General features: G+C 53.6%; 25 protein-coding genes. 6 read left to right on the top strand and 19 right to left on the bottom strand.

Annotation, left to right across the window (positions count from 1 at the left end):
• Positions 1-854 precede the first annotated feature (854 nt).
• From otnC to ACR0AI_RS14460, 7 genes are read right to left on the bottom strand one after another with little or no spacing between them, the layout of a single operon-like run.
• A complete protein-coding gene (gene otnC / locus ACR0AI_RS14490) occupies positions 855-1496 on the bottom strand; it encodes a 3-oxo-tetronate 4-phosphate decarboxylase (RefSeq protein WP_480675039.1) in 642 nt (213 codons plus the stop codon).
• A complete protein-coding gene (gene otnK, locus ACR0AI_RS14485; protein WP_480675037.1) occupies positions 1493-2770 on the bottom strand; it encodes a 3-oxo-tetronate kinase in 1278 nt (425 codons plus the stop codon). Before otnK ends, otnC begins: the two co-directional genes overlap by 4 nt.
• Positions 2767-3564 (bottom strand): N-acyl homoserine lactonase family protein, encoded by a 798-nt coding sequence (locus tag ACR0AI_RS14480; protein WP_480675035.1) that lies wholly within the window; start codon positions 3562-3564, stop codon positions 2767-2769. The genes otnK and ACR0AI_RS14480 overlap by 4 nt, the downstream gene beginning before the upstream one ends.
• Positions 3561-3848, bottom strand: coding sequence for a putative quinol monooxygenase (locus ACR0AI_RS14475; RefSeq protein ID WP_170643593.1), 288 nt, complete (start codon positions 3846-3848; stop codon positions 3561-3563). The genes ACR0AI_RS14480 and ACR0AI_RS14475 overlap by 4 nt, the downstream gene beginning before the upstream one ends.
• Complete coding sequence (locus ACR0AI_RS14470) at positions 3848-5359, bottom strand: tripartite tricarboxylate transporter permease (RefSeq protein ID WP_480675033.1); 1512 nt, start codon at positions 5357-5359, stop codon at positions 3848-3850. The genes ACR0AI_RS14475 and ACR0AI_RS14470 overlap by 1 nt, the downstream gene beginning before the upstream one ends.
• Before the next feature lie 4 nt (positions 5360-5363).
• Positions 5364-6113 (bottom strand): hypothetical protein, encoded by a 750-nt coding sequence (locus ACR0AI_RS14465; RefSeq protein WP_480675031.1) that lies wholly within the window; start codon positions 6111-6113, stop codon positions 5364-5366.
• A gap of 57 nt (positions 6114-6170) precedes the next feature.
• Positions 6171-7178: a Bug family tripartite tricarboxylate transporter substrate binding protein gene (locus tag ACR0AI_RS14460; protein WP_480675029.1), complete on the bottom strand. Its 1008-nt coding sequence runs from the start codon at positions 7176-7178 to the stop codon at positions 6171-6173.
• A gap of 135 nt (positions 7179-7313) precedes the next feature.
• On the opposite strand from ACR0AI_RS14460, the gene ACR0AI_RS14455 reads away from it, so the two are divergent.
• From ACR0AI_RS14455 to ACR0AI_RS14435, 5 genes are all read left to right on the top strand, one after another.
• Complete coding sequence (locus tag ACR0AI_RS14455) at positions 7314-8402, top strand: isocitrate/isopropylmalate dehydrogenase family protein (RefSeq protein ID WP_480675027.1); 1089 nt, start codon at positions 7314-7316, stop codon at positions 8400-8402.
• Entirely contained in the window at positions 8399-9430 is a 1032-nt protein-coding gene (locus ACR0AI_RS14450; protein ID WP_480675025.1) for a Gfo/Idh/MocA family protein, read from the top strand. Before ACR0AI_RS14455 ends, ACR0AI_RS14450 begins: the two co-directional genes overlap by 4 nt.
• A complete protein-coding gene (locus tag ACR0AI_RS14445; RefSeq protein ID WP_170643587.1) occupies positions 9427-10104 on the top strand; it encodes a GntR family transcriptional regulator in 678 nt (225 codons plus the stop codon). Before ACR0AI_RS14450 ends, ACR0AI_RS14445 begins: the two co-directional genes overlap by 4 nt.
• A 364-nt stretch (positions 10105-10468) precedes the next feature.
• A complete protein-coding gene (locus tag ACR0AI_RS14440; protein ID WP_480675024.1) occupies positions 10469-11419 on the top strand; it encodes an Acg family FMN-binding oxidoreductase in 951 nt (316 codons plus the stop codon).
• On the top strand, positions 11409-11858 hold the full coding sequence (locus ACR0AI_RS14435; protein ID WP_480675022.1) for a MarR family winged helix-turn-helix transcriptional regulator: 450 nt from the start codon (positions 11409-11411) through the stop codon (positions 11856-11858). The genes ACR0AI_RS14440 and ACR0AI_RS14435 overlap by 11 nt, the downstream gene beginning before the upstream one ends.
• Before the next feature lie 41 nt (positions 11859-11899).
• Here the strand turns inward: ACR0AI_RS14435 and ACR0AI_RS14430 are convergent, their stop codons facing one another.
• From ACR0AI_RS14430 to ACR0AI_RS14390, 9 genes are all read right to left on the bottom strand, one after another.
• The gene (locus ACR0AI_RS14430) at positions 11900-12646 is read right to left on the bottom strand and encodes a hypothetical protein (RefSeq protein ID WP_480675020.1); all 747 of its coding nucleotides are present in this window, start codon (positions 12644-12646) and stop codon (positions 11900-11902) included.
• Between the two features lie 384 nt (positions 12647-13030).
• On the bottom strand, positions 13031-13201 hold the full coding sequence (locus ACR0AI_RS14425; RefSeq protein WP_170380082.1) for a hypothetical protein: 171 nt from the start codon (positions 13199-13201) through the stop codon (positions 13031-13033).
• 263 nt (positions 13202-13464) lie between these two features.
• Positions 13465-14019: a CIA30 family protein gene (locus tag ACR0AI_RS14420; protein ID WP_480675018.1), complete on the bottom strand. Its 555-nt coding sequence runs from the start codon at positions 14017-14019 to the stop codon at positions 13465-13467.
• Between the two features lie 11 nt (positions 14020-14030).
• Positions 14031-14483 carry a TspO/MBR family protein gene (locus tag ACR0AI_RS14415; RefSeq protein WP_480675016.1) on the bottom strand — a complete coding sequence of 151 codons (453 nt, stop codon included), beginning with the start codon at positions 14481-14483 and terminating at the stop codon, positions 14031-14033.
• A gap of 13 nt (positions 14484-14496) precedes the next feature.
• Positions 14497-15000 carry an aggregation factor core gene (locus ACR0AI_RS14410; RefSeq protein ID WP_480675014.1) on the bottom strand — a complete coding sequence of 168 codons (504 nt, stop codon included), beginning with the start codon at positions 14998-15000 and terminating at the stop codon, positions 14497-14499.
• Between the two features lie 136 nt (positions 15001-15136).
• Positions 15137-15520: a nuclear transport factor 2 family protein gene (locus tag ACR0AI_RS14405; RefSeq protein ID WP_480675077.1), complete on the bottom strand. Its 384-nt coding sequence runs from the start codon at positions 15518-15520 to the stop codon at positions 15137-15139.
• Positions 15521-15663: 143 nt separating this feature from the next.
• On the bottom strand, positions 15664-16044 hold the full coding sequence (locus ACR0AI_RS14400; protein ID WP_480675012.1) for a VOC family protein: 381 nt from the start codon (positions 16042-16044) through the stop codon (positions 15664-15666).
• Complete coding sequence (locus ACR0AI_RS14395) at positions 16045-17058, bottom strand: zinc-binding alcohol dehydrogenase family protein (RefSeq protein ID WP_480675010.1); 1014 nt, start codon at positions 17056-17058, stop codon at positions 16045-16047.
• Positions 17059-17084: 26 nt separating this feature from the next.
• Complete coding sequence (locus tag ACR0AI_RS14390) at positions 17085-17375, bottom strand: putative quinol monooxygenase (RefSeq protein WP_170722418.1); 291 nt, start codon at positions 17373-17375, stop codon at positions 17085-17087.
• A gap of 104 nt (positions 17376-17479) precedes the next feature.
• On the opposite strand from ACR0AI_RS14390, the gene ACR0AI_RS14385 reads away from it, so the two are divergent.
• Complete coding sequence (locus ACR0AI_RS14385) at positions 17480-18367, top strand: LysR family transcriptional regulator (RefSeq protein WP_480675007.1); 888 nt, start codon at positions 17480-17482, stop codon at positions 18365-18367.
• Positions 18368-18383: 16 nt separating this feature from the next.
• Here the strand turns inward: ACR0AI_RS14385 and ACR0AI_RS14380 are convergent, their stop codons facing one another.
• From ACR0AI_RS14380 to ACR0AI_RS14370, 3 genes are all read right to left on the bottom strand, one after another.
• Positions 18384-19304: a haloalkane dehalogenase gene (locus tag ACR0AI_RS14380; RefSeq protein WP_480675005.1), complete on the bottom strand. Its 921-nt coding sequence runs from the start codon at positions 19302-19304 to the stop codon at positions 18384-18386.
• A gap of 237 nt (positions 19305-19541) precedes the next feature.
• Positions 19542-21431 (bottom strand): SLC13 family permease, encoded by a 1890-nt coding sequence (locus ACR0AI_RS14375; RefSeq protein ID WP_480675003.1) that lies wholly within the window; start codon positions 21429-21431, stop codon positions 19542-19544.
• Between the two features lie 340 nt (positions 21432-21771).
• Positions 21772-22878 carry an alkene reductase gene (locus tag ACR0AI_RS14370; protein WP_480675001.1) on the bottom strand — a complete coding sequence of 369 codons (1107 nt, stop codon included), beginning with the start codon at positions 22876-22878 and terminating at the stop codon, positions 21772-21774.
• Between the last annotated feature and the right edge of the window lie 9 nt (positions 22879-22887).

The following is a 22887-nucleotide window of genomic DNA, read 5'->3' as shown; positions in this document are numbered from 1 at the left end:
TTGGTGCCTTCTGCGGAAACGTTTAATTTTCAGGCCATTTGACAATTGTGATGGTCTCAACAACACGATGCCTTTGGTGTTTTCAATTGATACTACATTCATTGAGTTGCATTCAGCAGTACTTGGCTTTTCGCGGTATCAAAACATCCGCTTTGGGTTCCCTCCTGACCTCGCAAGCAGCGGAGCGCGCCGTGATGAAATGATCCGGTCAACGTCGGGTTGGCGATTTGGGTGGGCATGGCGAATCGGAGAATCTGTCTTGGAAAATACAAGTCTATCCGCTGTGCGTGCTCTTCGCTCAGCCTGGAACAAGGGCTGAATCGTTGGCCAGAAGCGACCATTGAAGCCAAAGCATCACTTTGCGATCCGGGTGCGTCTTGAATTGGCCTAGAACTATCGCGATTTCTCGCTAGGCAACATGGCAATCGAAAGCAAGTTGTCAGGATGCAATCCAGTGAAGAAGAAGGTCGTTGAGCTGATGGCTCCCGGAAAATGAAGGAACGGGCTACGGTGCTTCAGATCAAGACACAGAAACTTGCGCCTTTTGAAAGTACCGAATGCGCAAAAGCCTCTATTGAGAAATGGATGGAAGACAAACTGATGGTCGGTTCTGAGTACACTTGGCTAGGTCGATTTCATAAATGTCTGCACATCTCGACACGCCAATACGAAAGGATAGTCCGTAACTTTGTCACGTCGATAAACATCATGTAGGCACGCTCGTAGCGCTGCGTTCCTGCCATTGATTTCATTCGTTGGATTCAAACGAGTCTGCCGATAACATGGCGAGGTCTTTGCGCACAACTTTGCGCGACTTGCCCAACAGTATGCATGCTCCCCTTAGTGGTATCCGATTACATCCTTCCGAAAGTCTCTTTGAGTTCCGCGACTTGTGCTGCATCCAACATCCGGGTTGGCATGCCGCGCAAAGCAACTAACAGCTTGGCCGTTTCTTCCAGCTCTTCTGCTGCACAGACCGCTGAGAACAGATCCTTTCCTGATACGACAGGTCCGTGATTGGCCAGCAGAACAGCACTATAATTGCCGCCCAGTTCGCGGATCATATCACCGGATTTCGGGTCACCCGGCTTAACGTATGGAACCAGTTTGACCGTGCCAACGCGCATCACCACGTATGGTGTTAGCGGTGGAATACAGTCATTGGGATCGGTGTCTTCCAAACACGACAGTGCAGTGGCCCAAGTTGAATGCAGATGCACCACGGCGCCCGCTTCTGGCCGCGTCTCGTAGAAGGCTTGGTGCAGAAAGACTTCCTTTGTCGGCTTGTCGCCGGAGACGTGGATGCCATCCAAATCAATCTTGGCGATACGCTCTGGGTCGATATCGCCCAAGGTGGAATTGGTTGGCGTCATGAGGATTCCGTCATCAAGACGTGCGGAGACATTGCCCGCTGTGCCGACGGAAAAGCCACGCGCAAAAAGCGAGGCGCACAGTTCCGACATCTGCTGTCGCAGCGCCAGTTCTTCAAAACTCAATTACCGACCTCCATCATTCTGAGGGCCTTCGCGAAAAAATCCGGAGCGCCGAAGTTTCCAGACTTTAGAGCCAGCGCAATGGGTTCAGTTTTTCCAACGCTCAAGACTGGCACGCCCGGGTCGATCTCTGGCCCAATTGACATGGCTGGAGACCCCAGTACCTCAGAGATGGCCTTGGCAACAGCTCCCGAGGTCTCCCCTCCTGCCACCACCAATCGCATGTAGCTCTTCTGAACAAGCTCTCGCGCGGTATCTGCAAAGAGATTGTCCAGCCTGTCCGCTACAGCTTCCTGACCGAATTTGTTTTGGATCGCGCGCACATCATCCGGGCTTCCTGATGAATACGCGAGCGGCGCCTGACCCGGATGCGTTTCAAAGAAATCCAGAAGCGTTTGCGTGGTCACATCCCCGGACATGACACCCGGAACATCGATGGCTAACGTCGGGTGGGATTTAGCATGAACATCGATCTGCCCGCGTGTCGCACCTGAACATGATCCTGCAAGGATGGCGGCGGGCCCAGCGATACCTGTGAACACACTGCCACTTCTTATGGATGAAGCTCTTCTGACGAAGTTTCTGGGTAGACCCAATGCTATCCCCGAACCGCCAGTAACGAGCTTGGCATCCTTTAGAGCCTCACCCCAAGCCAGCAAATCCTCGTCCGATATCGCATCGCCGATCACAAAGCGTTCGTCTGCGTTCTGTAACGCATCAGCAATCGCCTCCGGTCCTTGCTTCACGGTGCCAATTGACACTAGCCCAACCGCTTCTTCGGTCTGATGCTGCAACCATCGCTTGAGGTTTGCATCCGTCATCGGAGTAAGTGGGTGGTTTTCCATCCCGGACTCGTTCAACGGCTTGCCGAGCACAAAAAGATGGCCGTGATAGACGGTGCGACCCGTGGTCGGAAAGGCCGGACAGAAAACCACCTTTTGCGCACTCAGTTCCTTGGCCAGTGCTTCCGCAACGGGACCGATATTTCCCTCCATCGTGGAGTCAAAGGTGGAGCAATACTTGAAGATGAACTGCTTGCATCCTTGATCCTTAAGCCACCGCAGAGCACGCAAGCTGTCCGCTATCGCTTCCTCCGTCGGTGCGGTGCGACTCTTGAGTGAGATCACACCCGCTTCGATCTCTTCGTCGGCTGGGGTATTCGGAATACCCGGGAACTGCGCGGTTCTTAATCCACCTTCCGGTTCAACGCCCTTCGCCAACGTGTTCGCAATATCGCTCGCACCGGTAAAATCGTCTGCAATGACACCGATCTTCATAGTTCGATGTCCCTGGTTGGCCCGGGATCCAGCCTATGAATATGCGGTGCTGCTCCGACGGGGAAGATCTCACGCACAAGTGGATCATGGCCGGGCACGATAAGTCGAGGGTGCGAGGCCAACCTCTCGAGCGTCTCGAAACCATCCATCATGTCTTGCAGGTCGACGACGATGGGAAAGGCTTTGCGCGCCATGAAATTCTCGTAGTAGTGCGAAGCATCAGAGGCGAGTACCATCCACCCGGCTGCCGTTCTAACGCGAACGCATTGCAACCCGCGCGAGTGCCCGCCGATGCAGTGCACCGTGACCCCATCTGCAATCTCGGCTTCTCCATCGTAGAACACGACCTTGCCGGAATAGAGACTCTTTACGACCTCGCAAACATGGCCAGCCGTGAAAGGCGCACGCAGGTGGTCATGGCACATGCAAGGACCCGTGGCGAAGGCCATTTCCGCCGACTGCATGTGCAACTTTGCGTGAGGGAACATATGCAGCCCCCCTGCGTGGTCATAGTGAAGATGGGTCACGATGACTTCCGTCACCGCATCCGGCGCAATGCCTAGGGGCCGCAACGCCTCGCGAGGGTCCATCGCGATGGGACGACCACGAGCGGCGGCCTCTTCGGAGTCGTAGCCAGTATCGACCAGAATAACTTTGTCGCCGCGTTTGAGCACCCAAACAAAATAATCCATCGCATGAGGCGCGTCGTGATTATCATCAATGATGAAACTATCAGCGCGTGTCCGTGCATTTCGATCCGCGTACTTCACCGCGTGGATTTCCCAATCGTTCATCGGATGACCTCGGAATACTGGTGAACCACCTTGGTGGCGATCATATCAGCCACTGCCGTATCGAAGGACTGAAAATGCACGCTTTCTAGGTGGGCAGAGAACGCCACGCTGTCATCATAAACCTCATAGAGAAAAATTGTCTCAGGATCGTCGCCGAGGCAAACGTCAAACTGATGGCATCCGGGTTCTTCACGCAAAGAAGTTGAAGCGTTTTCTACCATCAGAGGCAAAAAAGTGTCTCTCGTACCAGGTTTGAGAGTGAAAGTGACAGTAACCACAAACATTAGACAGAAAGTCCTTTCAGACGTGAGAAAGCGCGCTTTGCGACGGGCAGTTGGCTGAGGATCAGCCCAATGTTGAGCACCAGTAGAATGGCCGCACCGGGTCGTGAAAAGAAGACCGAAAGATCCCCATCCGACAAGAACAGCGACCGGCGGAAGGTTTCATCGAACAGACTGCCCAGAATAACCCCGATCACCAGCGGCGCGATTGGGTACTTCATCAGGTTCATGAAATAGGCAACGGCACCGACACCAAGCATCAGGTAGAGATCATTAATGCCGCCACCAACGCTGAATGACCCGATTGTTGTCAGAACCATCACGACGGGCAAGAAGATGGTCTGCGGGATGGCGAGTATCTTGATAAATACCCGAGCGGTGAAAAGCCCCATCAGGAACATTGTCAGCGATGCCAGCACCAGGATTGCAACCACGCGGAGAATGATCTCGGGATCAATCGTCGGCCCCGGGATCACATTGTTAATCTTGAAAGCGCCCATCAAAGCGGCCGCAGGTGGTGAACCGGGTATACCCAACACCAAAAGCGGGATCAGCGCGCCGCCAATACAGGCGTTATTTGCGGTCTCAGAACACAGCAGACCTTCCAATGACCCTTTGCCGAACTTGTTGCCCTCAGTAGATACGGTCTTGCCAACACCGTAGCTGACCCAACCGGCGACATCTTCGCCAACTCCGGGAAGTGCTCCGACCCCTGTCCCGATCACGCCTGACCGGCAAATGGTGGGCAGGTAGCGCCGAATAGAACGAAGGTTCGGAAGAATGCGGCCTTTCAGGGCCAGAACTTTGCCGGCCTCAACGTGCCTCAAACCGTCTATGATTTGGGGAATGGCAAAAGCCCCCATCAAAACTGGCACGACCTGAAATCCGCTCATAAGGTAAGACCAGCCGAAGGTATAGCGCGGCTCAGACAACAGAGGGTCGAGGCCCACCATGGACATCGCAAGCCCGATCAGACCGGCGATCCATCCCTTAATCACCAGGTCTTCGCTCATCAAAGTGCCAGAAAGCAGAATGCCGAAAAGGGCCAGAAGTGCTTTCTCCGGGCTTGCGATGTTCTTTGAAACCAAAAGAAGCGCCCAGACAAAAATCAGAAGAGTGATGGTCCCGATAACTGTGCCTATGAAACTGGCCGTTGTGGTCAGCCCGAGTGCTTCGCCCCCTCGACCTGCTTTGGCCAGAGGGTAGCCATCCATGGCCGTGGCCGCGCTGGCTGCTGTGCCAGGTATGTTCAGCAGAATAGACGGATAAGAGCCGCCGTAAATCGCACCAACATAGGCCCCGAGCAAAGCGATGAGCGAATAGTCGAGCGGGATTTTGTTGCCGAAGAAACCTGTCAGGATCGTCACCGCCAGGGTTGCCGTTAGGCCGGGCAATGCACCGAACGTGATGCCAAGGAAAACGGATGCGATCAAATACAGATAGGTCAGCGGGTCCACTGCCAGGCCCACGAAAGCGGCCCCAAATCCGGCCAGTTGCGAAAGGATAAAGTCCATCCGGTCAGTCTTTCCATAGCGGACGAAGCGTCACGTAGTAGTGGTATTCGATTTGCTTGAAGATAAGCCCGCCGCGCGCAGGAACGTTCTGGTGGAAGACAAAGGCCATCGCGCAAACAAGGATCAGCGGGGCCAATATCGCGACGATTGGCACGACCCGCAAAACAGGCTCGGAAGCCGCTTTGGATAGCACCACAAGTGTGAGCGAGACCCATAAGGCCAGTGTAAACCAATCATCGCCGTGTGCATTCCAATCCGCCTGCGCGGGAAAAATGGCAAACGCAAAAAGCCCGGCAGAAGCAACCACGACACAGGCAACCAAAGCACGCCGAGCATGACCGCCGTAGTAGCCGTAAGTCAAAGCTGTAATCAGCAACCCAGAACACAGAATGAAGTCCACTCTGGGAACCAGCCCGACGACATATGCAAGAAGGATCAGACCTATTGTTGAAGCACGATAGGCTTCCGACTTGTCCCACCCGATCCCCAAAGCGCTGAGCGCGTTTTCGGCCCCACCAGAGCGGATCGAAATAGCCAGCAAAACGAAGGACAACGCAAGCAACCCTCCGAAGATGAACAGCGGTACAATTGCAGCCGAGTTGTACCAATCCGAACCACTTACACCTGCGCGGTTTTCACCCCAAAGGGGGATGTCCAACGTCTTCCAAAGAAAGAAGACGGATGCCGTTATAAGAACAATTGCTGCCCAAAAGTCACGAGTCCGCATGACCAGTGTTTCGTCAGGTTTGTCCATTGCCTGCCTCCTGAGGGAAAGGGCGCGATCCAGCGCGCCCTTTCAAAAGTGATCGGATTAGGGCTTCTCAATACCCAGCGAGGCCGGATCGACGGTCGCGGCGCCTAAATCTTGCAAGGTGTAGGCAAAGGTAGCTTCGAGGTTCGCAAACAGCTCTTGAGCCTCTTCACCGTGCTGACCACCGACGTCGTAATTGTTTGCCGCAGCCCATTCAGCGACAGTGTCAGACGCAATAGCCTGCTCGAACGCATCGCCCAACGCAGCCTTAACGTCTTCCCCGGCCGAGTTGTGAACAGCAAACCCGATGGCCTGTTTAAGCGGCAGATACTGATCAAGACCGTCATAGATGCCGAAGGCAGACGGCACGGTTGCCCCTGCGATCTGCGCGTCCTCGGGCGTCAACATAGCAAGCGGTTTAAGTTGACCGCCTTCGATCAACGGAGCCTGCTCAGCCATTGACGTCACAACCAACGCAACTTCACCCGCTATCGCTGCCTCCTGCCCGGGCGCGGAGCCTTTGTATGGAACAAACTTGAATTCTGCACCGGACCCTTTTTCGATGGCCAGAAGGTTCAAGTGGTGGATCGAACCTGCGCCCGAAGCCGCGGCTGGAATAGTGCCCGGAGCAGCTTTCGCGGCGTCGACCAGTTCTTCCAAAGTATTGTAAGGGCTGTCCGCCGGAACCGAGATCAGATCAGGTGATCCGCCAACAATAAACGGATACCAAAAGTCAAATTTCTTATCCCAACCACCCTGCACAGCAGCGGTGACATTCGATTCAGACAGACCGACCAGTGTATAGCCATCGTCTGGTTGGTTCATGACGTAGACCATGCCGTTGGAGCCTGCGACACCACCTGTTTGATTGATCACATTGATCGAGACCGGAAGGTGTTTTTCCATCTCGGCCATGATCATACGGTTGATCGTGTCCGTACCGCCACCGGCCCCCCAGACCACAGCAGTGGTGATATCACGATAGGGGTAATCCTGCGCAGCAACTGCGCCTGCAATACTGGTCGCCATCACAGCTGCGGCCGCCAACCGCCCTAGCATTAGTTTCATTTCCAAGTCCTCCCAAACAACTTCGCGTTTATTATTGCATTTAATTGCGTATACATTAAAGAATGCGTTGTCAACGGACTGTAGTGAAAGCTGCGATCGCGCTATGAATGCGAAACAGGAAGGAAGCGGGGCAAAATGAAAAAGACTTACGATATTGCAGTGTTCCACGGGGACGGGATTGGCCCAGAAATTATGGGCCCCACGCTTGAAATCCTGCGCCAGCTCTCGCTCAGCAATCCCACCTATGAACTGGTGTTTACAGACGCTCCGGCAGGCGCAGGCCACTACGCCAAAACTGGAGAATCATTTCCGGCAGGATCACTCAAAACTGCCCGTAATGCTGACGCGATTCTGCTATCTGCAATGGGCTTGCCGGATGTTCGATACCCGGACGGAACTGAGATTTCGCCGCAGATTGATCTTCGAAAGCAATTGGGACTTTTCGCTGGTGTGCGACCTGTAAAGGTAAGCAGCGGACAAATGACCCCATTGGCGCTGCCTCCCGGAAAAGAGATCGACTTTGTGTTGATACGCGAAAGCACAGAAGGGCTGTTCTTCACCCAAGGCGCTGGCGAAGTTTCCGAAGACGAAGCACGAGAAACTCTCCTGATCACGCGTGAGGTGTCCGAAAAACTGTTCAGTTTCGCGTTTGAGCTCGCCCAGAACCGCAAAAGAACCGGGGGCGGCCGGGGGCGAGTTACATGTGTCGACAAGGCCAATGTATTTCGCGCCTTTGCGTTCTTCAGATCAATGTTTGATGCAGAAGCCGCCCACCATCCCGAATTGCAGGCAGACCATGCTTATGTTGATGCCACCGCTCTGTGGATGGTTCAAAAACCTTGGGAATTTGATGTTTTGGTCACCGAGAACATGTTCGGAGACATCCTCTCTGACCTTGGTGCGGGTCTCATGGGGGGTCTTGGACTGGCTCCGTCAGCGGATATCGGGTTGAAACACGCTGTATTCCAACCCTGCCATGGTTCCGCACCGGACATTGCGGGACAGGGAATTGCCAACCCTTTTGCAATGATCCTGTCCGCAGCAATGATGCTGGAATGGTTGGGGTTGACCCATGGCAGCCCAGCCCTGTCCAAAGACGGCGAACGATTGCGTGAAGCCGTGGAAAAGGTGACTGCAAAGGGACAGAACCTGACATTTGATCTAGGTGGCACCGCCGGAACGCAGGATGCAGCCGCATCGGTGTTGGAAGCATTGCAGGCATGAATACCCAAGAAGGCATCAGAGTCGCGTGTGTGGGTGCGGGGTATTTCAGCAGGTTCCACTACGAAAGCTGGTCCCGAATGCCTGGAGCGGTTCCGATTGCATCCTGCAACCGTGATATCAAGAAGGCGAAGGAAACAGGACTGGCTGCTTACGATGATCTGTCAAAAATGCTGGAGGCGGAAAAACCAGATCTCGTGGACATCATCCTTCCACCTGTGGCGCAGGCTGACGCCATCCGAACGGTACTGCGCACTGGCATCAAATGGCTGATCTGTCAAAAGCCATTCTGCATGTCTCTGGATGAAGCGGAGAAGATCGTCTCCGAGGCTGAAGCGGTAGGCGCAACCATTGTCGTGCATGAGAATTTTCGCTTTCAGCCCTGGTATCGTGCGATCAAGGTGGCGATGACCGAGGGTCGAATTGGCACACCTCTACAAGCGACTTTCCGGCTTCGGCCCGGCGACGGACAGGGACCGCACGCCTACCTAGATCGGCAGCCGTACTTTCAGGACATGCCACGTTTTCTGGTGCATGAAACAGCGGTTCACTGGGTAGACACATTCCGGTTTTTGTTCGATGCGCCCAGCGCAGTTTATGCGGACTTGCGCCAAGTTAACCCCTTTATCGCGGGCGAGGATGCAGGTTTCATCCTATTTGATCACCCCAACGGCTTGAAAGCCCTGTTCGATGGCAACAGGTGCCTTGACCACAGTGCCGAAAACCTGCGTCAAACCATGGGTGAGGCTCTCATCGAAGGAACCGAAGGATCACTGGTTCTTAGCGGCGACGGTTCAGTTGACCTCCGTGCTTTTGGAAAACAGAAGCGACAGCAGATTTTACCTCCGAGCGATCATGATGGGTTTGGAGGAGACTGCGTACACGCCTTGCAAAGTCACGTCGTTTCAGGCCTTGTAAAGGGCACGCCGCTGGAAAACACGGCCCGAGACTATTTGGACGTGATCCGCATCGAAGAGAACATCTATCTCTCGGCTGCGGAGGGACGAAAGATCAACCTGGAGACGCCGTGAAGGGTCAGGACGCAAAAACTCTTTCCAATACCCAACGCGCTGTTAGGGATTTGCGACAGATGATCCTGTCTGGCGAACTAGCAGCCGGAACTGACCATCTGGAATCGGAACTCGCCGAGACCCTTGGCATGTCCCGCACCCCGATACGGGAAGCTGCGCTGATGTTGGAGAGTAAGGGCTTGCTTGAAATGCGGCCCCGTAAGGGCGTGCGGATACTGCCTGTTTCATCAGATGATATGCGTGAAATCTACGACATCCTGACGGAACTCGAGAGTCTCGCAGCACAGCGCGCTGCCGAAGCGGGTTATTCAGAAGATGAACTGGCGGTCCTTGCTGGATCCATTGCCAAGATGGACCAAGCCATCGAAGCCGAAGACCTTGAAGCCTGGGCCGAGGCTGACGAGTTGTTTCATCAGGAGCTCGTTCGGTTGGGCGGCAACAAACGAGTCGAAGCGATTGTCGCCATGATGAGCGACCAGGTGCGCCGCGCGCGCGCAACTACATTGTTCATCAGGCCCCTGCCCGTCAAATCCAACGAAGATCACCGGGTCGTTTTCCAAGCGATTAGTGAAGGTCGACCGGATGTTGCCCGTGAACGTCATCGAGAACACAGGCTGCAAGCACAGGCTATGCTTTGCGGGATACTAGAGAAGCACCGACTCAACAGCCTCTGATCTTCTCGCATCCGGTCGTTGGTCAACTAAAGTAACTGCTTCTTTTCGCCACCAAAGGCGCTCCGAGTACTTGTCCACCGCGGGAATCGGCGGTTGCCTCCGGCGGCTCCAATATTCTTTTTTCAGATCACTCAAACAATCACTGCATCGATTGGGGTTGAATTAGTACGATTTCGTATTATTTAGTTCGATATCGTACTATTGGAGAGTCAAAATGCCAAATCGAAGACGTTTTCTTAAGATTCTAGGCGGAGGCACAATTCTGGCGGCAACGGGCGCGGTTGGGTTCCTCGCTACACGCACGCCGCATGCCGCGTTGGCTCCGTGGACGCCAAAACCGTATGACGACCCACGCAAAGTCGCCTTGTCCTACGCAATTCTCGCCCCCAATCCGCACAACTTGCAACCTTGGCTGGTGGAGTTGGTTGGGCAAGACATGGTGCGGATCCACCGTGATCCTGATCGCGAACTTCCGGAAACCGATCCTTACCACCGCCAGCTCTTTATTGGCCTCGGCGCATTTGTTGAGACGATGGTTCTGGCGGCAGGAGCACAGGGATTTGATACCGAGGTCACGTTACTACCCGATGGTGATAACGGACCAATCGCAGAAGCAGTGTTTGTTCCTGGCGGAGCGCCCGATCCACTCTCAGATCAAATCCTCAACCGACATTCCAACAAAGAACCGTACACTGAACAGCGCCTCTCTGCCGATCAAGTGTCTACGCTTGGCAACTATGCAACTTTGATTACCAATGAAGATTTGGTGGCGAGTGTTCGAGACCTCACAAAACGCGCTTTCGAAATCGAAATGCGAACACCCCAGACCCTAAAAGAATCCGTCGACCTCATGCGGATCGGGAAAGCAGAAATCAACGCCAATCCGGACGGGATTGAACTGCGTGATCCCATGCTGGAAACGCTGCGACTTACCGGCCTTTTGGACAATGAGACCCTTATGAATGTTGACCACCCAGGCACTCAGTCTCACATGCGAGGCTACTTCGCTATGCTAGACGCGACGCCGCAATACGCTGTCCTCACGACAGCTACAAATACGCGTAGTGATCAACTCGATGCCGGCCGTCAATTGATGCGTCTCTACCTGAAGACAACCGAAATGGGTCTGGGCGTGCATCCGGTCAGTCAGGCCCTTCAGGAATATCCCGAGATGGCCGATGAATACGCTCTGGCGCATGAGCTTCTTGCGCCACCGGGCCACACGGTGCAAATGTTGTTGCGTTTGGGGTATGGACCCGAGCCAATTGCCACGCCCCGCTGGCCGCTGGAGACGCGAATTCTGAATGAAGCCTGAAGAAGAGACCAACGAAGTTTACCGGTTCTTTACCGAGGTCGGGATCATCAACCAGCTGATCTCGACCAAGCTTGAAGCGTTCTTACCTGGCAGAATGACCGCAACCCAATTTGGCATATTGGGTCACCTGGTCCGGCGCCCCGAGGGGGAAACGCCACTACAGCTGTCGAACGCGTTTCAAGTGCCCAAGACGTCGATGACGCACATGCTCGCGAGCCTTGAAAACCATGCTCTGATTAACCTTGAAACCAACCCCAATGACAAGCGTTCGAAAATAGCCCGGTCCACGCCGCAAGGTGCGGAGTTTCTGAAAGCTTGTACGAAGCGGATGTCGGAATCCCTGGCTCCAGTTTTGTCTGAACTCGGGTCAGATCCGTTTCACAATTCGCTGCCGAATCTGACGCTCATACGCGAAGCTTTGGACAGCGAACGGGACTAGGTAAAAAAAACCGGTTTTTGCCAGAATGCGAAGCCAAATTCTTAGAACATCATGCAGTCTCCGCCCGGGGGAAGCGGCGGTGATCCTTCAGGTAAGGTGGGCGTGTAGTCAAATGTCACAATCTTCGCGCCGCCGTCGAATGCTACAAACAGTTGGTTAGATCCCGGCCTAATGGCGATGCCTTCAGGGTCAGTTCCGAACTCCAGCAAGCTTTGCTGGGCGAGCAGTTGGCCATCTGCCGTGAACTCATACAAGCTGTTTGACCCTTCCCAGTCATCAACAATCAACATGTGCCCGGTGCGTGGGTCAATCGCGATGCCCTGCGCCTCGCTCAAGGGAGGAGAGAGCTTCATGGTATCCAACCTCGCTGTCAAAGCGCCCTCTGAAGTGAACCAGGACAACCGTTCCGGGTCATCTTCTACGGTCACGATCTGCCCCTTCGCGTTGATCGCGATCCCCTCGGTGTCTGCGAATCCGCCGTCCAGTTTGAAAGGCGCTCCGAGTGGCTCTCCATCTTTGGTGACACGTTGAAGACTGCCGAGGCCATCGCCCAGCAACAAGTGATCCCCTTCGATAGCAATTGCTTTGATACGGAAGAGATCGCTGGATATGCGGCGCAACTCATCCCCTTGCAATGTAACGAGAATGGCCTCGGGCCCCTCATTCGCAATCCACAACCCGCAAAACGTCGGATCGTAGTCAAGACTTGCGGGTTGATTGAGCTCATAGCGCCCTGTTTCGCGAAGCTGCAATGCCGTGGCCGGGGTCGACACAGCAAAAATAAACAAGGCAGTGGTCCTCACAAACACTCAGGATGCTCCTAACTGAGTTAGAAAGGTGGGGCGGTGTCGTGACGGGTCAATGCAAAGAACGATTGATCTGCTTCCAACAGTGTCCACCACATTGCCTGGTCAAAGAGATGCAGAACGCCAAGAATCGGCGCGAGGTTGCGTGAGTTTGAATATCCATCGACGCAAACCAAGGCGAAGAACTGAAGCAGTTTCTTGCATCGCAGCGGGGCCGGAGGTCCTCTACCACGCAATAATTATAGACGAGTCTGTCGCGTCACCACTCTCGGCATCGAGTGCTGTTTGGCTGTGGTGCTAACATTTGCAGAATTCGATCTGCTTTAACAAAATTCACAGAACCTTTGGTGTTGAACCGCAAAACGCTCAAGCTTCAGCTATCAATGTGCCCCAACTGGAAAAGCCACCGTCTGTCTCGCAGATGATCGTCTCCATCCCGGTTACCGCATCGTTCCCGAAATAGCAGTCCGCAAACGCACCAGTCCCAACAAATGATAGGGTCAGGGCAACAAGGCCCAAAGCTGCAATCCTCTTCATGATACTCACTCCTTTAGATGAGCTTCATGTGGGAGTTGTCTTTTGCTGAATGTATTTTGCTTTGATTAAGATTTATTAACTGAAGACTGCCTGTGGAGTTGTCTCTTCGGAACGCAGCACGCTGTAAATGTTTGCTCAGAAACGACGGGTTCAGCATCTAAAATGAAGAAACAGCGCATCCGCGTTCAGGCATCGGCACAACTCGATCTCAACCGGTGTCAAGCAGACCTATCTGAACATCACAGCCCTTTCTTGAGAGGCCTTCAGTAGAAACCAATCTCACTGACATCCACGCGGGCCTCGTGATCGCGCCCGAAGGCTACAACTCCAATTGAAGTGATTTCATCAGCAACGGGAATAGCGCGTAATATGGCGCCAGAAGCCTTGAAACCTGACAGAGGCAAATAGACTTCGGTCCAGTCTTCAGAAGTTGCGAACGCGGCCTGATAGTATTGCCACGGAAGCACCTTGCCGCGGGTTCTGAGATGAACGAAATATTGCTCACCGTTCCCCCGTACCAATAACCTGACGCCTGATACACCCTCATCTGGCCGATCAGACAACTTGCGCCGGAACTGGATGAAGCCGCCGTTATTGTCCGTACTGACGGTTCCGGTCAGCCGCGCGAATGCTACATCACCTTCCGAACGAAATTGCACCTGTCCTGAGGAAACACCTCCCATGACGGTGTCGGCTACGTAGTCCCAACGCGTCTCCGGAGACTTGGAGAAGTCTTCAGTCAGTTTTCCATCAGCCTGAGCCATTGTGCATCCGATGATAACAAGACCTAAAACAAGCCCAATGAAGTTGGCACGCATATTGTTCCTTCTCAGTTCAGTATCGCAATGGAAAGGTTCAGCGCCGTGGCAAATGCGACCCATGCAAAGTACGGCAGGAAGGCCAGCGCAGAAACCCGATCCGAATTCCTGACCTGAACGATGAACATGAAGATGACAGCCAACAACGCGACAATGGCCACAAGGGCAATCCACGGCAGTTGCAGTACGAAAAAGGCTGGGGACCACAAAAAGTTCAGACCCATCTGCGCCCACCACAGCTTCATCGCGGTCGAGTTTCGGTCTGTTTCGAACTGACGCCAACCCACAATGGCGATCAAGACATAAAGCACCGTCCAAACCGGCCCAAAAATCCAATTTGGTGGATTGAAAGCCGGTTTAGAAAGCTGCGCATACCAATCGCCGGGTGCAGTCAGTGTCCCGATAAGGATGCCGCCGCCCAACATGAGCGCAAGGAATGCAATGCGGATCAACCAATTCGACATTTTGGAATAGCTTTCAGCAGTCCTTGGTCGTCACGTTGACAAGTGCTTCGGAAGAGAAGGTCGCCGTACTGGTCTCATCCTCATCAGTATACGACACTGTGGCGCCTTCGATCTCCGACCCCGTTACGGTGATTTCGCGTTGCCCGATGGTATCATCGACATCGATGGTAAAAGCGAGTTTGTCCCCGGCTGCGAGGGAGGCGATCTCAAGTTCAATTGTATCTTGCCCATCCACGACCGCTGGAATTTGCCGCAGAGCATCCGCGCCCTCAACGAATTCGAGAGGTTGGAAGACCTCTACACCCGCGCCTTTTTCGGTAACGTCGAAAATCAGACGTCCGGCAGATTGCGACAAGTCAATTTTGAGGGTCGAGGCTTCTACTTCGCAAGCTCCGACATTTGTCAAAACAAAACGGTCCTTGGGTGCGCCTTCTACAAAGCGAATTTGTACACCAGCTTGAAGCGAAGTAGCTGCAGATAACCCAAGGGCCGCCGTAAGAATACTCTTCGAGAACATATTTATCTCCTAACTAAACGGTTCTTGATAGATACGCCTCGGCGGGTTTCCTGGATCAGACTTATACCCTTTGACTATCGTGGTTTAGCAGACAGCAGCTTTCGAAGTTCCATGCTCCGCAGCTAGAACGGCGAAGTCAAAACATGCCATTGTCATTCTCGCTGTTTGCTGGAACTTCCTGAAGAACGTCCCAGTGTTCGACAACCTTGCCATCAGCATCCAGGCGAAAAATATCGATCCCGGCGTACTCGAGACCATCGGGCCAGATTTGATGGCAATGCAGAACAACGTGATCGCCTTCAGCAAACGCACGTTTGATGTCCACACGCTTTCCCGGGTATTCGGCGGCCATGCGCTCGAAGTACTCGACAAAGGCTTGCTTGCCGTCGCCAACATGCGGGTTGTGCTGCGTATAGGTTTCCCCAACAAAGGTCGCTATGGCCTCGGCAGGTCGACACGCGTTGAACATCATTTCATAAAAGGCGATGACGTTTTTCTTGTTTGTTTCGAGGTCCCGCATGCTGATCTCCAAATCGACGTTATTACCGCCCAAAAATGTTGACCCACGTAATTCTTGGAAGCAACCCGGCAAGGATCTCGATCATTGATCGGCAAAGAGTTACGAGCTTGATTTTGCGGCCCGACTATTCCGAGGGTTTTCACTTACTCGGTTTCTTCGAAATCAATATGAATATGATTTCCATCAGGATCGGCCACGTGGATTTGGACCATTCGGGCGCCGGGGACGTCAGTTTTGCGGTACTTGATCTGACTCGAATTCAATTTTTCTTCGAACGCGCTCAACCCCGTGGCTGAGAGTGCAAAATGCTCGAGCTTGAGCTTCACTTCGGAGCCGACACTTGGCGTTCCTTCGTGCCCCACAAGGTGAACCACCGCGTGATCACCCGCATACAACCAAGCTCCGGCAAACGGAAAATCAGGGCGGGCCCCGAGTTTCAAACCCAGGACCTCTTCATACCAAGTAACCATCTCAGGCAATCTGGTCGTAACGATATTCACATGATCCAGCCGCTCAATTCTCATCTAAAAACCCTCAAGCACAAGCTTCCCTTTGGCCTTGCCGCTTTCTAGGATAGCATGGGCTTTCATTAAGTTTGTAGCATTGATCCTACCGAGTGTATCAGTCGCTGTGGATCTGATCTTTCCATCATCTATCAACCCGGCGACCTGATTCAGGATTTCGCTTTGACGACTCATATCTCCAGTCCCAAAAAGCGACCGAGTGTACATGAACTCCCAATGCAATGAGATCGACTTAGGTTTGAACGGCGCGATGTCGAAGGTCTCAGGATCATCGATCAACCCAAAGCGCCCTTGGGGTGTCATCACCTCTCCAGCTTGGGGCGCATAAAGCTGGGAATGGTTTGTCGAATAGATGAAATCCACGCTTTCGATGCCGAGCGCCTTGAGTTGTGAGCCAAAAGGTTCCGCGTGATTGATGACATGGTGCGCGCCTAGCTCTCGAACCCAGTCTTGTGTCTCGGGTCGGGACGCAGTGGCTATCACTTTTAAGTCAGTGAGAGCCCGCGCCAATTGAATGGTGATTGACCCGACACCACCTGCGCCACCAATAACCAGCAACGTATTGGTCCCGCCGGAAACGGTATCCAGGACTCGCAAGCGGTCAAACAGCATCTCAAAAGCAGTAAGCGTCGTGAGCGGCATCGCCGCAGCCGCTTTCGCCGGTATGGACTTTGGCGCGGCTCCGACAATACGTTCATCCACCAGATGAAACTCGGCATTGGTTCCCGGTCGGTTGATCGCCCCGGCATACCAAACTGTATCGCCCGGACTGAAAGTCTCCACCGCTTCACCAACGGCTTCGACGACGCCCACTGCGTCCCACCCCAGAATATCAGGTGCTGGACCCGCAGGAGCACGTTTTTGCCGAATTTTCGTATCAACCGGGTTCACTGACACGGCCTGCACCTTCACCAACAAGTCATGCCCCTTCGGCGTCGGTTTGTCGGCCTCGAAGTCGATCAAGGCGTCCGCCCGATCAATTGACCCTGTCTCGCGGTATCCCACGGCTTTCATAGCATGCTCCTTTGTTCGGTTCTGTATCAACCGATGACAGTCATTTCATTCAACGTGAATTCTGCGACGGCGCCCTCTGTTGCTTCCAGGTAAGCCGCAAGGTGCTGAGCACCCATGTGGGTTTGCCAAAGTTCTCGGCTTTCCCAGTTTTCGTAGAACACGAAATGAGCTGGGTTGTCGTTGTCCTGGTGCAGGTCGTAGTTAATACAACCCTCTTCGGCACGGGTTGTGTCGATGAGCTTGATCAGCTCACCCTTTACGAGGTCGATCTTGTCGGGGTTGGCTTTGATGTTGGCGAGGATTGTCAGCTTGGCCATTGGAATAGGTCCCTTGTGTTCTTGAGCGATGCACAAGATTTACGCCGCAGTACTTTCGGGATAAACAGGGCATAATCGAACATATAATCCGGAAATTCCGTTTAATGCTTTTAGACAATCTGCGCTTGTTTCTGACCATAGCCGAGAAAGGCAGTCTTGTGGCTGCGGCGCGCGAGACAGGGTTGTCGAGCACAACAGTGTCCGAGCGGCTCGCGGCTCTGGAGGCACATTATGGTGTGGTTTTGTTCAACCGTACCACCCGCTCCATTAGCCTGACCGAAGAAGGCCGAGTACTAGCCGATGGGGCAAGAAACGTTCTCAGTGAGGTTGCGGACCTGGATACACTTGTTCGGCACGGCGCCGAAACTCTGTCTGGTCCAATTCGCATAAGCGCGCCGATTGACTTGGGACGGAGCATTGTTTCCGAGGTTGTCGCCGAATTCACCGAAGAGAACCCTGCCGTCTCAATCGAACTATCCCTCTCGGACGGCTATGTTGACCTCGTCGGCCAGGGTTTCGACCTCGCAGTTCGCTTCGGCAACATCACAGACAGCTCGCTCAGGTTGCGAAATCTAGGAAGCTACCAACGTTTCGTATGTGCATCCCCAAGTTACCTGGCCTCATTCGGAACGCCTGAAAAACCAGAAGATCTACTGAACCACAACTGCTTGGTCATGAGGTTTGGCGACATGATCGACAACGTTTGGGAGTTTGGATCAGGACCAAATGCCCAGCGCGTATCGGTAAATGGAAATCGAATAGTCAATGATGGTTCACTGATCCGCGATTGGGCGATCGCAGGCCATGGGGTCGTCTTGAAGTCAGAGCTGGATGTCGGCGACAATGTTCGATCTGGCAGACTTGTTTCAGTCTTGCGCGACTTCCTCCCACCGCCGAAACCTTTGCAAATGATGTTTCCGCCGAGCCGAGCCCAACCACGTCGCATAACGGCCCTGGCCGAGCATTTGCGTCGCAAATTTGGTGTGAGTTGAGGCCGCAGGGAAGACTCTAAATTGATAGCCTCTGTGTTAGCTCAACGAATTTCAAAGTCGCCTGTGCCAGCTCTCTGCCAGCATCTTCTTGAATGAAATGCCCAGCTTTTGGCACAACGATATGGTTTTGACCATTTGCCCCAGGGATCGACCTTTGGAACAGTTTGTCTACGCCCGCCATGACCCTGTCATCTTCTCCAAAAACAGTCAGAAACGGAGTGTTCAGGGTTTTGAGGGTTTCCCATGCGGCTCGGTTGGCTTCTGAAGCTGGATTGTCAGGCGTGTCGGGCACCAACACTGGAAACTCTCGAGCGCCTGCCAGATAGCGCGCATCCGGGAACGGTGCGTTATAGGCTGCGACCTCTTCATCTGAAATCTTGGATGTTGTGCCACCGAATACGATGCGTCCCGAATTAAATTCCGGCACGGATTGCGAGTATTCCCGCCATGAAAGAAATGCCTCACCCAAGAGCACGTCACCGGTAGGTAGGGCCGTGTTCGCCACAACCACACGAGAGAACCGCTCCGGCATACTCGCAACCAGCCGCAAGCCAATGAGTCCGCCCCAGTCTTGGCAAACCAATGTGATGCCCGTCAGGTCAACTTTCCGCAACCACTCGGACATCCAGTCTACATGGCGTTGGTAGGTGTAGTCGGATCGCTCAGTGGGCTTGTCCGACCGGCCAAACCCAATCAAATCAGGAGCCAGAACTCGATGGCCCGCATCTTTGAATAACGGAATCATGTGCCGATACAGGAAGCACCAGGTTGGCTCTCCGTGCATCAACAACACTGGCGGTGCCTGCGCCGGTCCCTCGTCCAAATAGTGCAGACGGAGAAGACCGCCCTCAGTATCATCCACATCAAGATAGTTCGGGCCAAAGTCGAAATCTGGCAATCCGTCAAACTGGTGGTCCGGTGTACGAAGGAACTTCATCGTGAACTCTCCAAAATTGCCGACGGTCTTGGTCCGACAACAGTGATGGATAAAACTAAAACGGTCCAGTTCCAGCGTATACCGACTTCAGGTTTGCTTGACTTCGACGCATTGCTTCGGTCCCTCGCGGCGGAGGTTCTATATTGCAGACGTCTTGAATCTAACGTTCCGACAAAAAAATTTAGTCTCAAAAACCCTTTATTATGAGTTCATCTGTACGGATCGCCGAGAGGCGGCTCAAAAGAAAATCGCAAGTCCAGTCATTGAAACAACCAAGAAAAGGAGAGTCATGATTCCACCGGAGCGCACGAAATCCACCACCCGGTAGCCTGCTGGGCCCATGATCAACGCGTTCACCTGGTGTGTTGGGATCAAAAATGAGTTGGACGTTGAAATTGCCACGGTGAGAGCAAATACAGCCGGATTGCCACCCGCGGATACGGCAATAGAAACTGCCAGCGGCACCAGCAGAACAGTTGCACCTACGTTCGACATGACCAGCGTGAACGCCGTTGCCAAAACGGCGATTCCTGCTTGCAACGACCAGATCGGCCACCCCTTCAAAAGGGCCAACACATGCGCTGCAATCCAATCCGCAGTGCCGGTGTTCTGAACCGCCTGCCCCAATGGGATCAGTGAAGCGAGTAGAAAAACTGTGCTCCAACTTATCGACTCGTACGCCTCATCAATCGACAACACCCGGCTCAAAACCATGCCAACAGCGCCAACTAACAGGCACAATGATAAACGCAGGTCAGAAAATAAAATTAAGCTCAACGCTATCAGGAAGAAGGCGAGCGCCCATCCGACCTTGTGTGGCCGCAACTCTTCCTGAGGAAAGTCCGAGGTTACAACGACGAAATCCCTGTCTGACTTCACTCGTGTCAGACGGTCCCACTGCACATGCACCACACATGTGTCGCCAGCTTGCAAAGGAACTTGCCCGATATGCGTGGCTGAATGATCCTCGGTCTCAACGTGGCTGAGTGTTTCTTCGCCACGCTGAATGGCCAACAAAGATAAACCATGCGTTTGACGAAGTCGTAAATCGATCGGAGTCTGGCCGATCACTGAAGAACCTGGAGGAATAACAACCTCGGCCACCCCTGATTGCGTCGCGGCGAAATCATCCGCAAAAACATCTAGTTGGGGCAGGATTTCCAAGCCGTAAGGCTCAGCAAACTGATGCTCAACCACCCGACGCAGGCCAAGCACGGCGAGCCGCGCCGGGGCTTCGATCTTGGTATCAGCCATCGGCGCGATGACCTTGTGGCCGCGATAGGATGTACCAAGAATGTACATGTTATGGGCGACCATTAGATCCGAAAGCGTTTGCCCGATGATGATCGAACCTTCAGGGACACGTATCTCAAACATATCGGCCCTAAGCCCGTATGTGTTTTCGACATAGGCCTGCATGGACCGAGCCGAGCTTGCATCTTCTCCACGCTCCCGCTGCGCTGGCAGGACCCAACGACCAAAGAGCACAAAGTAAAGCACCCCTGTCAGCACCAGCATCACACCGATGGGCGTGACTGAAAACAACCCAAACGTCTCCATTTGCTGGTCAGCTGGAAGGGATGAGTTTGCCGAAACAATCAGGTCATTCAACAGGATGAGGGGCGACGACCCGACCAATGTAATCGTACCACCCAGGATCGCGCAAAACCCCATGGGCATCAGCAACCTACTCATCGGGATTTCCGTACGTGCTGAGATGCGGCTCACAACAGGTAAAAAAAGCGCAGCTGCTCCGACGTTCTGCATGAAGGAGCTTATGACACCAACCGTTGTTGATATGATTGGGATGATACGGGCTTCTGTCGTGCCACCATTCTTGAGGATCAAGGCCGCAACCTTTGACATAAGTCCGGTCTTATCAAGCCCCGCCCCTATTATCATAACTGCGATGATGGACATCACAGCGTTCGAGGAAAAACCTTCAAAGAGCCTGGAGACATCGGCAAGATTACCTAGCCCCGGTAGGTAGCTCAGCGCGCCAAGCAGCACCATCACAAGAATTGCTGCGACATCGATCCGTATAATCTCGGTAACAAAAAGTAAGACCGTGAAAGACAATAGACTCAGTACGGCTATCATTTCGTACGTCAGTGTTGGTAATTCCATATCGCACTCCCAACCTAACGTTACCTGAATAGAAGCAAATGCGAAGGACCAACCATGCGCCGAAAGTAAGGCCAAAATCTATCAGGCCGGTTCAAGAAGCTCGTTTTTTTGGACATGGTATCTGCTGAAACATGGAACTCGCCAACTCAAAGAGACCCTGATGATAAACTCAAAAGCGTCTCTTAGTCACCGCAATCGGAGGGAACCAGTCCATTCGCGGACGTGTGATAAATCCCAGCTTCCAGAAAAGTTATTGCCGTAACCGCGAAAAGAGCGCGCCCAAACCGGCGCGCTAATTCTATTTGCTATTGCCTGTCACCAAGGAGCTAAGAGTGACGCATCACTCTGCGGCAACCGCTTCCTCTCCCAGTGCCGGGTAGTCGGTGTATCCTTTTTCATTCCCGCCGTAGAGGGTGGATTCATCCAACTCATTCAGCGCGGCGTCTTTCTCCAACCGACTGACAAGATCCGGGTTGGAAATGAACGGTCGGCCAAAGGCCACCAGGTCGACGGCTCCGATCTCAATCGCTTCAATAGCCATTTCGCGGTCATAGGCGTTGTTACCCATTTTCGCACCGTCGAACAAATCATAGAGCGCCTTTAGATCGCCACCTTCGGGAATACCACGCGGGCCGCCGGTCTGTCCCTCTACGAGATGGAGGTAGGCCAACCCATAGCTGTTCAACAATTTGATCGCATGCGAGAACGTCGCCTGTGGGTCACCGTCGGAAATGTTGTTGGCGTTCGAGAAGGGGCTGAGGCGGACACCGACATGGTTGGCGCCCCACACATCGACAACAGCGTCCATGACCTCTTTCAGGAACCGTGCTCTGTTCTCGACAGGACCACCATATTCGTCTTCACGCTTGTTGGAATCGTCCCGCAGAAACTGATCAATAAGATATCCGTTGGCTGCATGGACTTCGACACCGTCAAAACCAGCCTCCTTGGCATTTTCTGCGGCCCTCCGATAGTCGTCCACAATGCCAGCAATTTCTCCGATGGCCAGAGCACGCGGCTCAGATGTTTCAACAAACTGCTCACCATCAAAGGTCTTGGCCTTAGCGCCAATCGCGGATGGCGCAACAGGGGCACCGCCATCCTGCTGCAAGCTGTTGTGCGAAATTCGGCCCACATGCCAAAGCTGGATCACAATCTTTCCGCCCTCAGCATGGACGGCTTCAGTCACTTTTTTCCAGCCGTCGATCTGTGCTTTGGAATAAATGCCGGGCGTCCATGCGTAGCCTTTGCCTTGGGGCGAGATTTGCGAAGCTTCCGTGATGATCAGACCAGCACCCGCCCGTTGCGCGTAGTACTTGGCCTGCAATTCATGGACGCTGTCATCCTCGGCTCTTGCCCGGTTGCGGGTCAATGGCGCCATGACAACGCGGTTTTTCAGTTCAATTGCGCCAGCTTTGATGCCGGAGAACAGTTTTTCATCAGCCATTGCTGCTTC

This window comes from Ruegeria sp. BG3, from assembly GCF_056538485.1.
The sequence above is the reverse complement of the archived record's forward strand: the minus strand, read 5'-3'. Positions and strand labels throughout refer to the sequence as shown.

Bases quoted from the DNA above. Each gene is read 5' to 3' on its own strand.
- ACR0AI_RS14435 (WP_480675022.1), top strand. From the start codon at position 11,409: ATGAAGCCTGAAGAAGAGACCAACGAAGTTTACCGGTTCTTTACCGAG.
- ACR0AI_RS14425 (WP_170380082.1), bottom strand. From the start codon at position 13,201: ATGAAGAGGATTGCAGCTTTGGGCCTTGTTGCCCTGACCCTATCATTT.
- ACR0AI_RS14460 (WP_480675029.1), bottom strand. From the start codon at position 7,178: ATGAAACTAATGCTAGGGCGGTTGGCGGCCGCAGCTGTGATGGCGACC.
- ACR0AI_RS14415 (WP_480675016.1), bottom strand. From the start codon at position 14,483: ATGTCGAATTGGTTGATCCGCATTGCATTCCTTGCGCTCATGTTGGGC.
- ACR0AI_RS14470 (WP_480675033.1), bottom strand. From the start codon at position 5,359: ATGGACTTTATCCTTTCGCAACTGGCCGGATTTGGGGCCGCTTTCGTG.
- ACR0AI_RS14385 (WP_480675007.1), top strand. From the start codon at position 17,480: ATGCTTTTAGACAATCTGCGCTTGTTTCTGACCATAGCCGAGAAAGGC.
- ACR0AI_RS14410 (WP_480675014.1), bottom strand. From the start codon at position 15,000: ATGTTCTCGAAGAGTATTCTTACGGCGGCCCTTGGGTTATCTGCAGCT.
- ACR0AI_RS14475 (WP_170643593.1), bottom strand. From the start codon at position 3,848: ATGTTTGTGGTTACTGTCACTTTCACTCTCAAACCTGGTACGAGAGAC.
- ACR0AI_RS14375 (WP_480675003.1), bottom strand. From the start codon at position 21,431: ATGGAATTACCAACACTGACGTACGAAATGATAGCCGTACTGAGTCTA.
- ACR0AI_RS14405 (WP_480675077.1), bottom strand. From the start codon at position 15,520: ATGCGGGACCTCGAAACAAACAAGAAAAACGTCATCGCCTTTTATGAA.
- ACR0AI_RS14395 (WP_480675010.1), bottom strand. From the start codon at position 17,058: ATGAAAGCCGTGGGATACCGCGAGACAGGGTCAATTGATCGGGCGGAC.
- ACR0AI_RS14480 (WP_480675035.1), bottom strand. From the start codon at position 3,564: ATGAACGATTGGGAAATCCACGCGGTGAAGTACGCGGATCGAAATGCA.
- ACR0AI_RS14400 (WP_480675012.1), bottom strand. From the start codon at position 16,044: ATGAGAATTGAGCGGCTGGATCATGTGAATATCGTTACGACCAGATTG.
- ACR0AI_RS14420 (WP_480675018.1), bottom strand. From the start codon at position 14,019: ATGCGTGCCAACTTCATTGGGCTTGTTTTAGGTCTTGTTATCATCGGA.
- ACR0AI_RS14390 (WP_170722418.1), bottom strand. From the start codon at position 17,375: ATGGCCAAGCTGACAATCCTCGCCAACATCAAAGCCAACCCCGACAAG.
- ACR0AI_RS14370 (WP_480675001.1), bottom strand. From the start codon at position 22,878: ATGGCTGATGAAAAACTGTTCTCCGGCATCAAAGCTGGCGCAATTGAA.
- otnK (WP_480675037.1), bottom strand. From the start codon at position 2,770: ATGAAGATCGGTGTCATTGCAGACGATTTTACCGGTGCGAGCGATATT.
- ACR0AI_RS14455 (WP_480675027.1), top strand. From the start codon at position 7,314: ATGAAAAAGACTTACGATATTGCAGTGTTCCACGGGGACGGGATTGGC.
- ACR0AI_RS14465 (WP_480675031.1), bottom strand. From the start codon at position 6,113: ATGGACAAACCTGACGAAACACTGGTCATGCGGACTCGTGACTTTTGG.
- ACR0AI_RS14380 (WP_480675005.1), bottom strand. From the start codon at position 19,304: ATGAAGTTCCTTCGTACACCGGACCACCAGTTTGACGGATTGCCAGAT.
- ACR0AI_RS14450 (WP_480675025.1), top strand. From the start codon at position 8,399: ATGAATACCCAAGAAGGCATCAGAGTCGCGTGTGTGGGTGCGGGGTAT.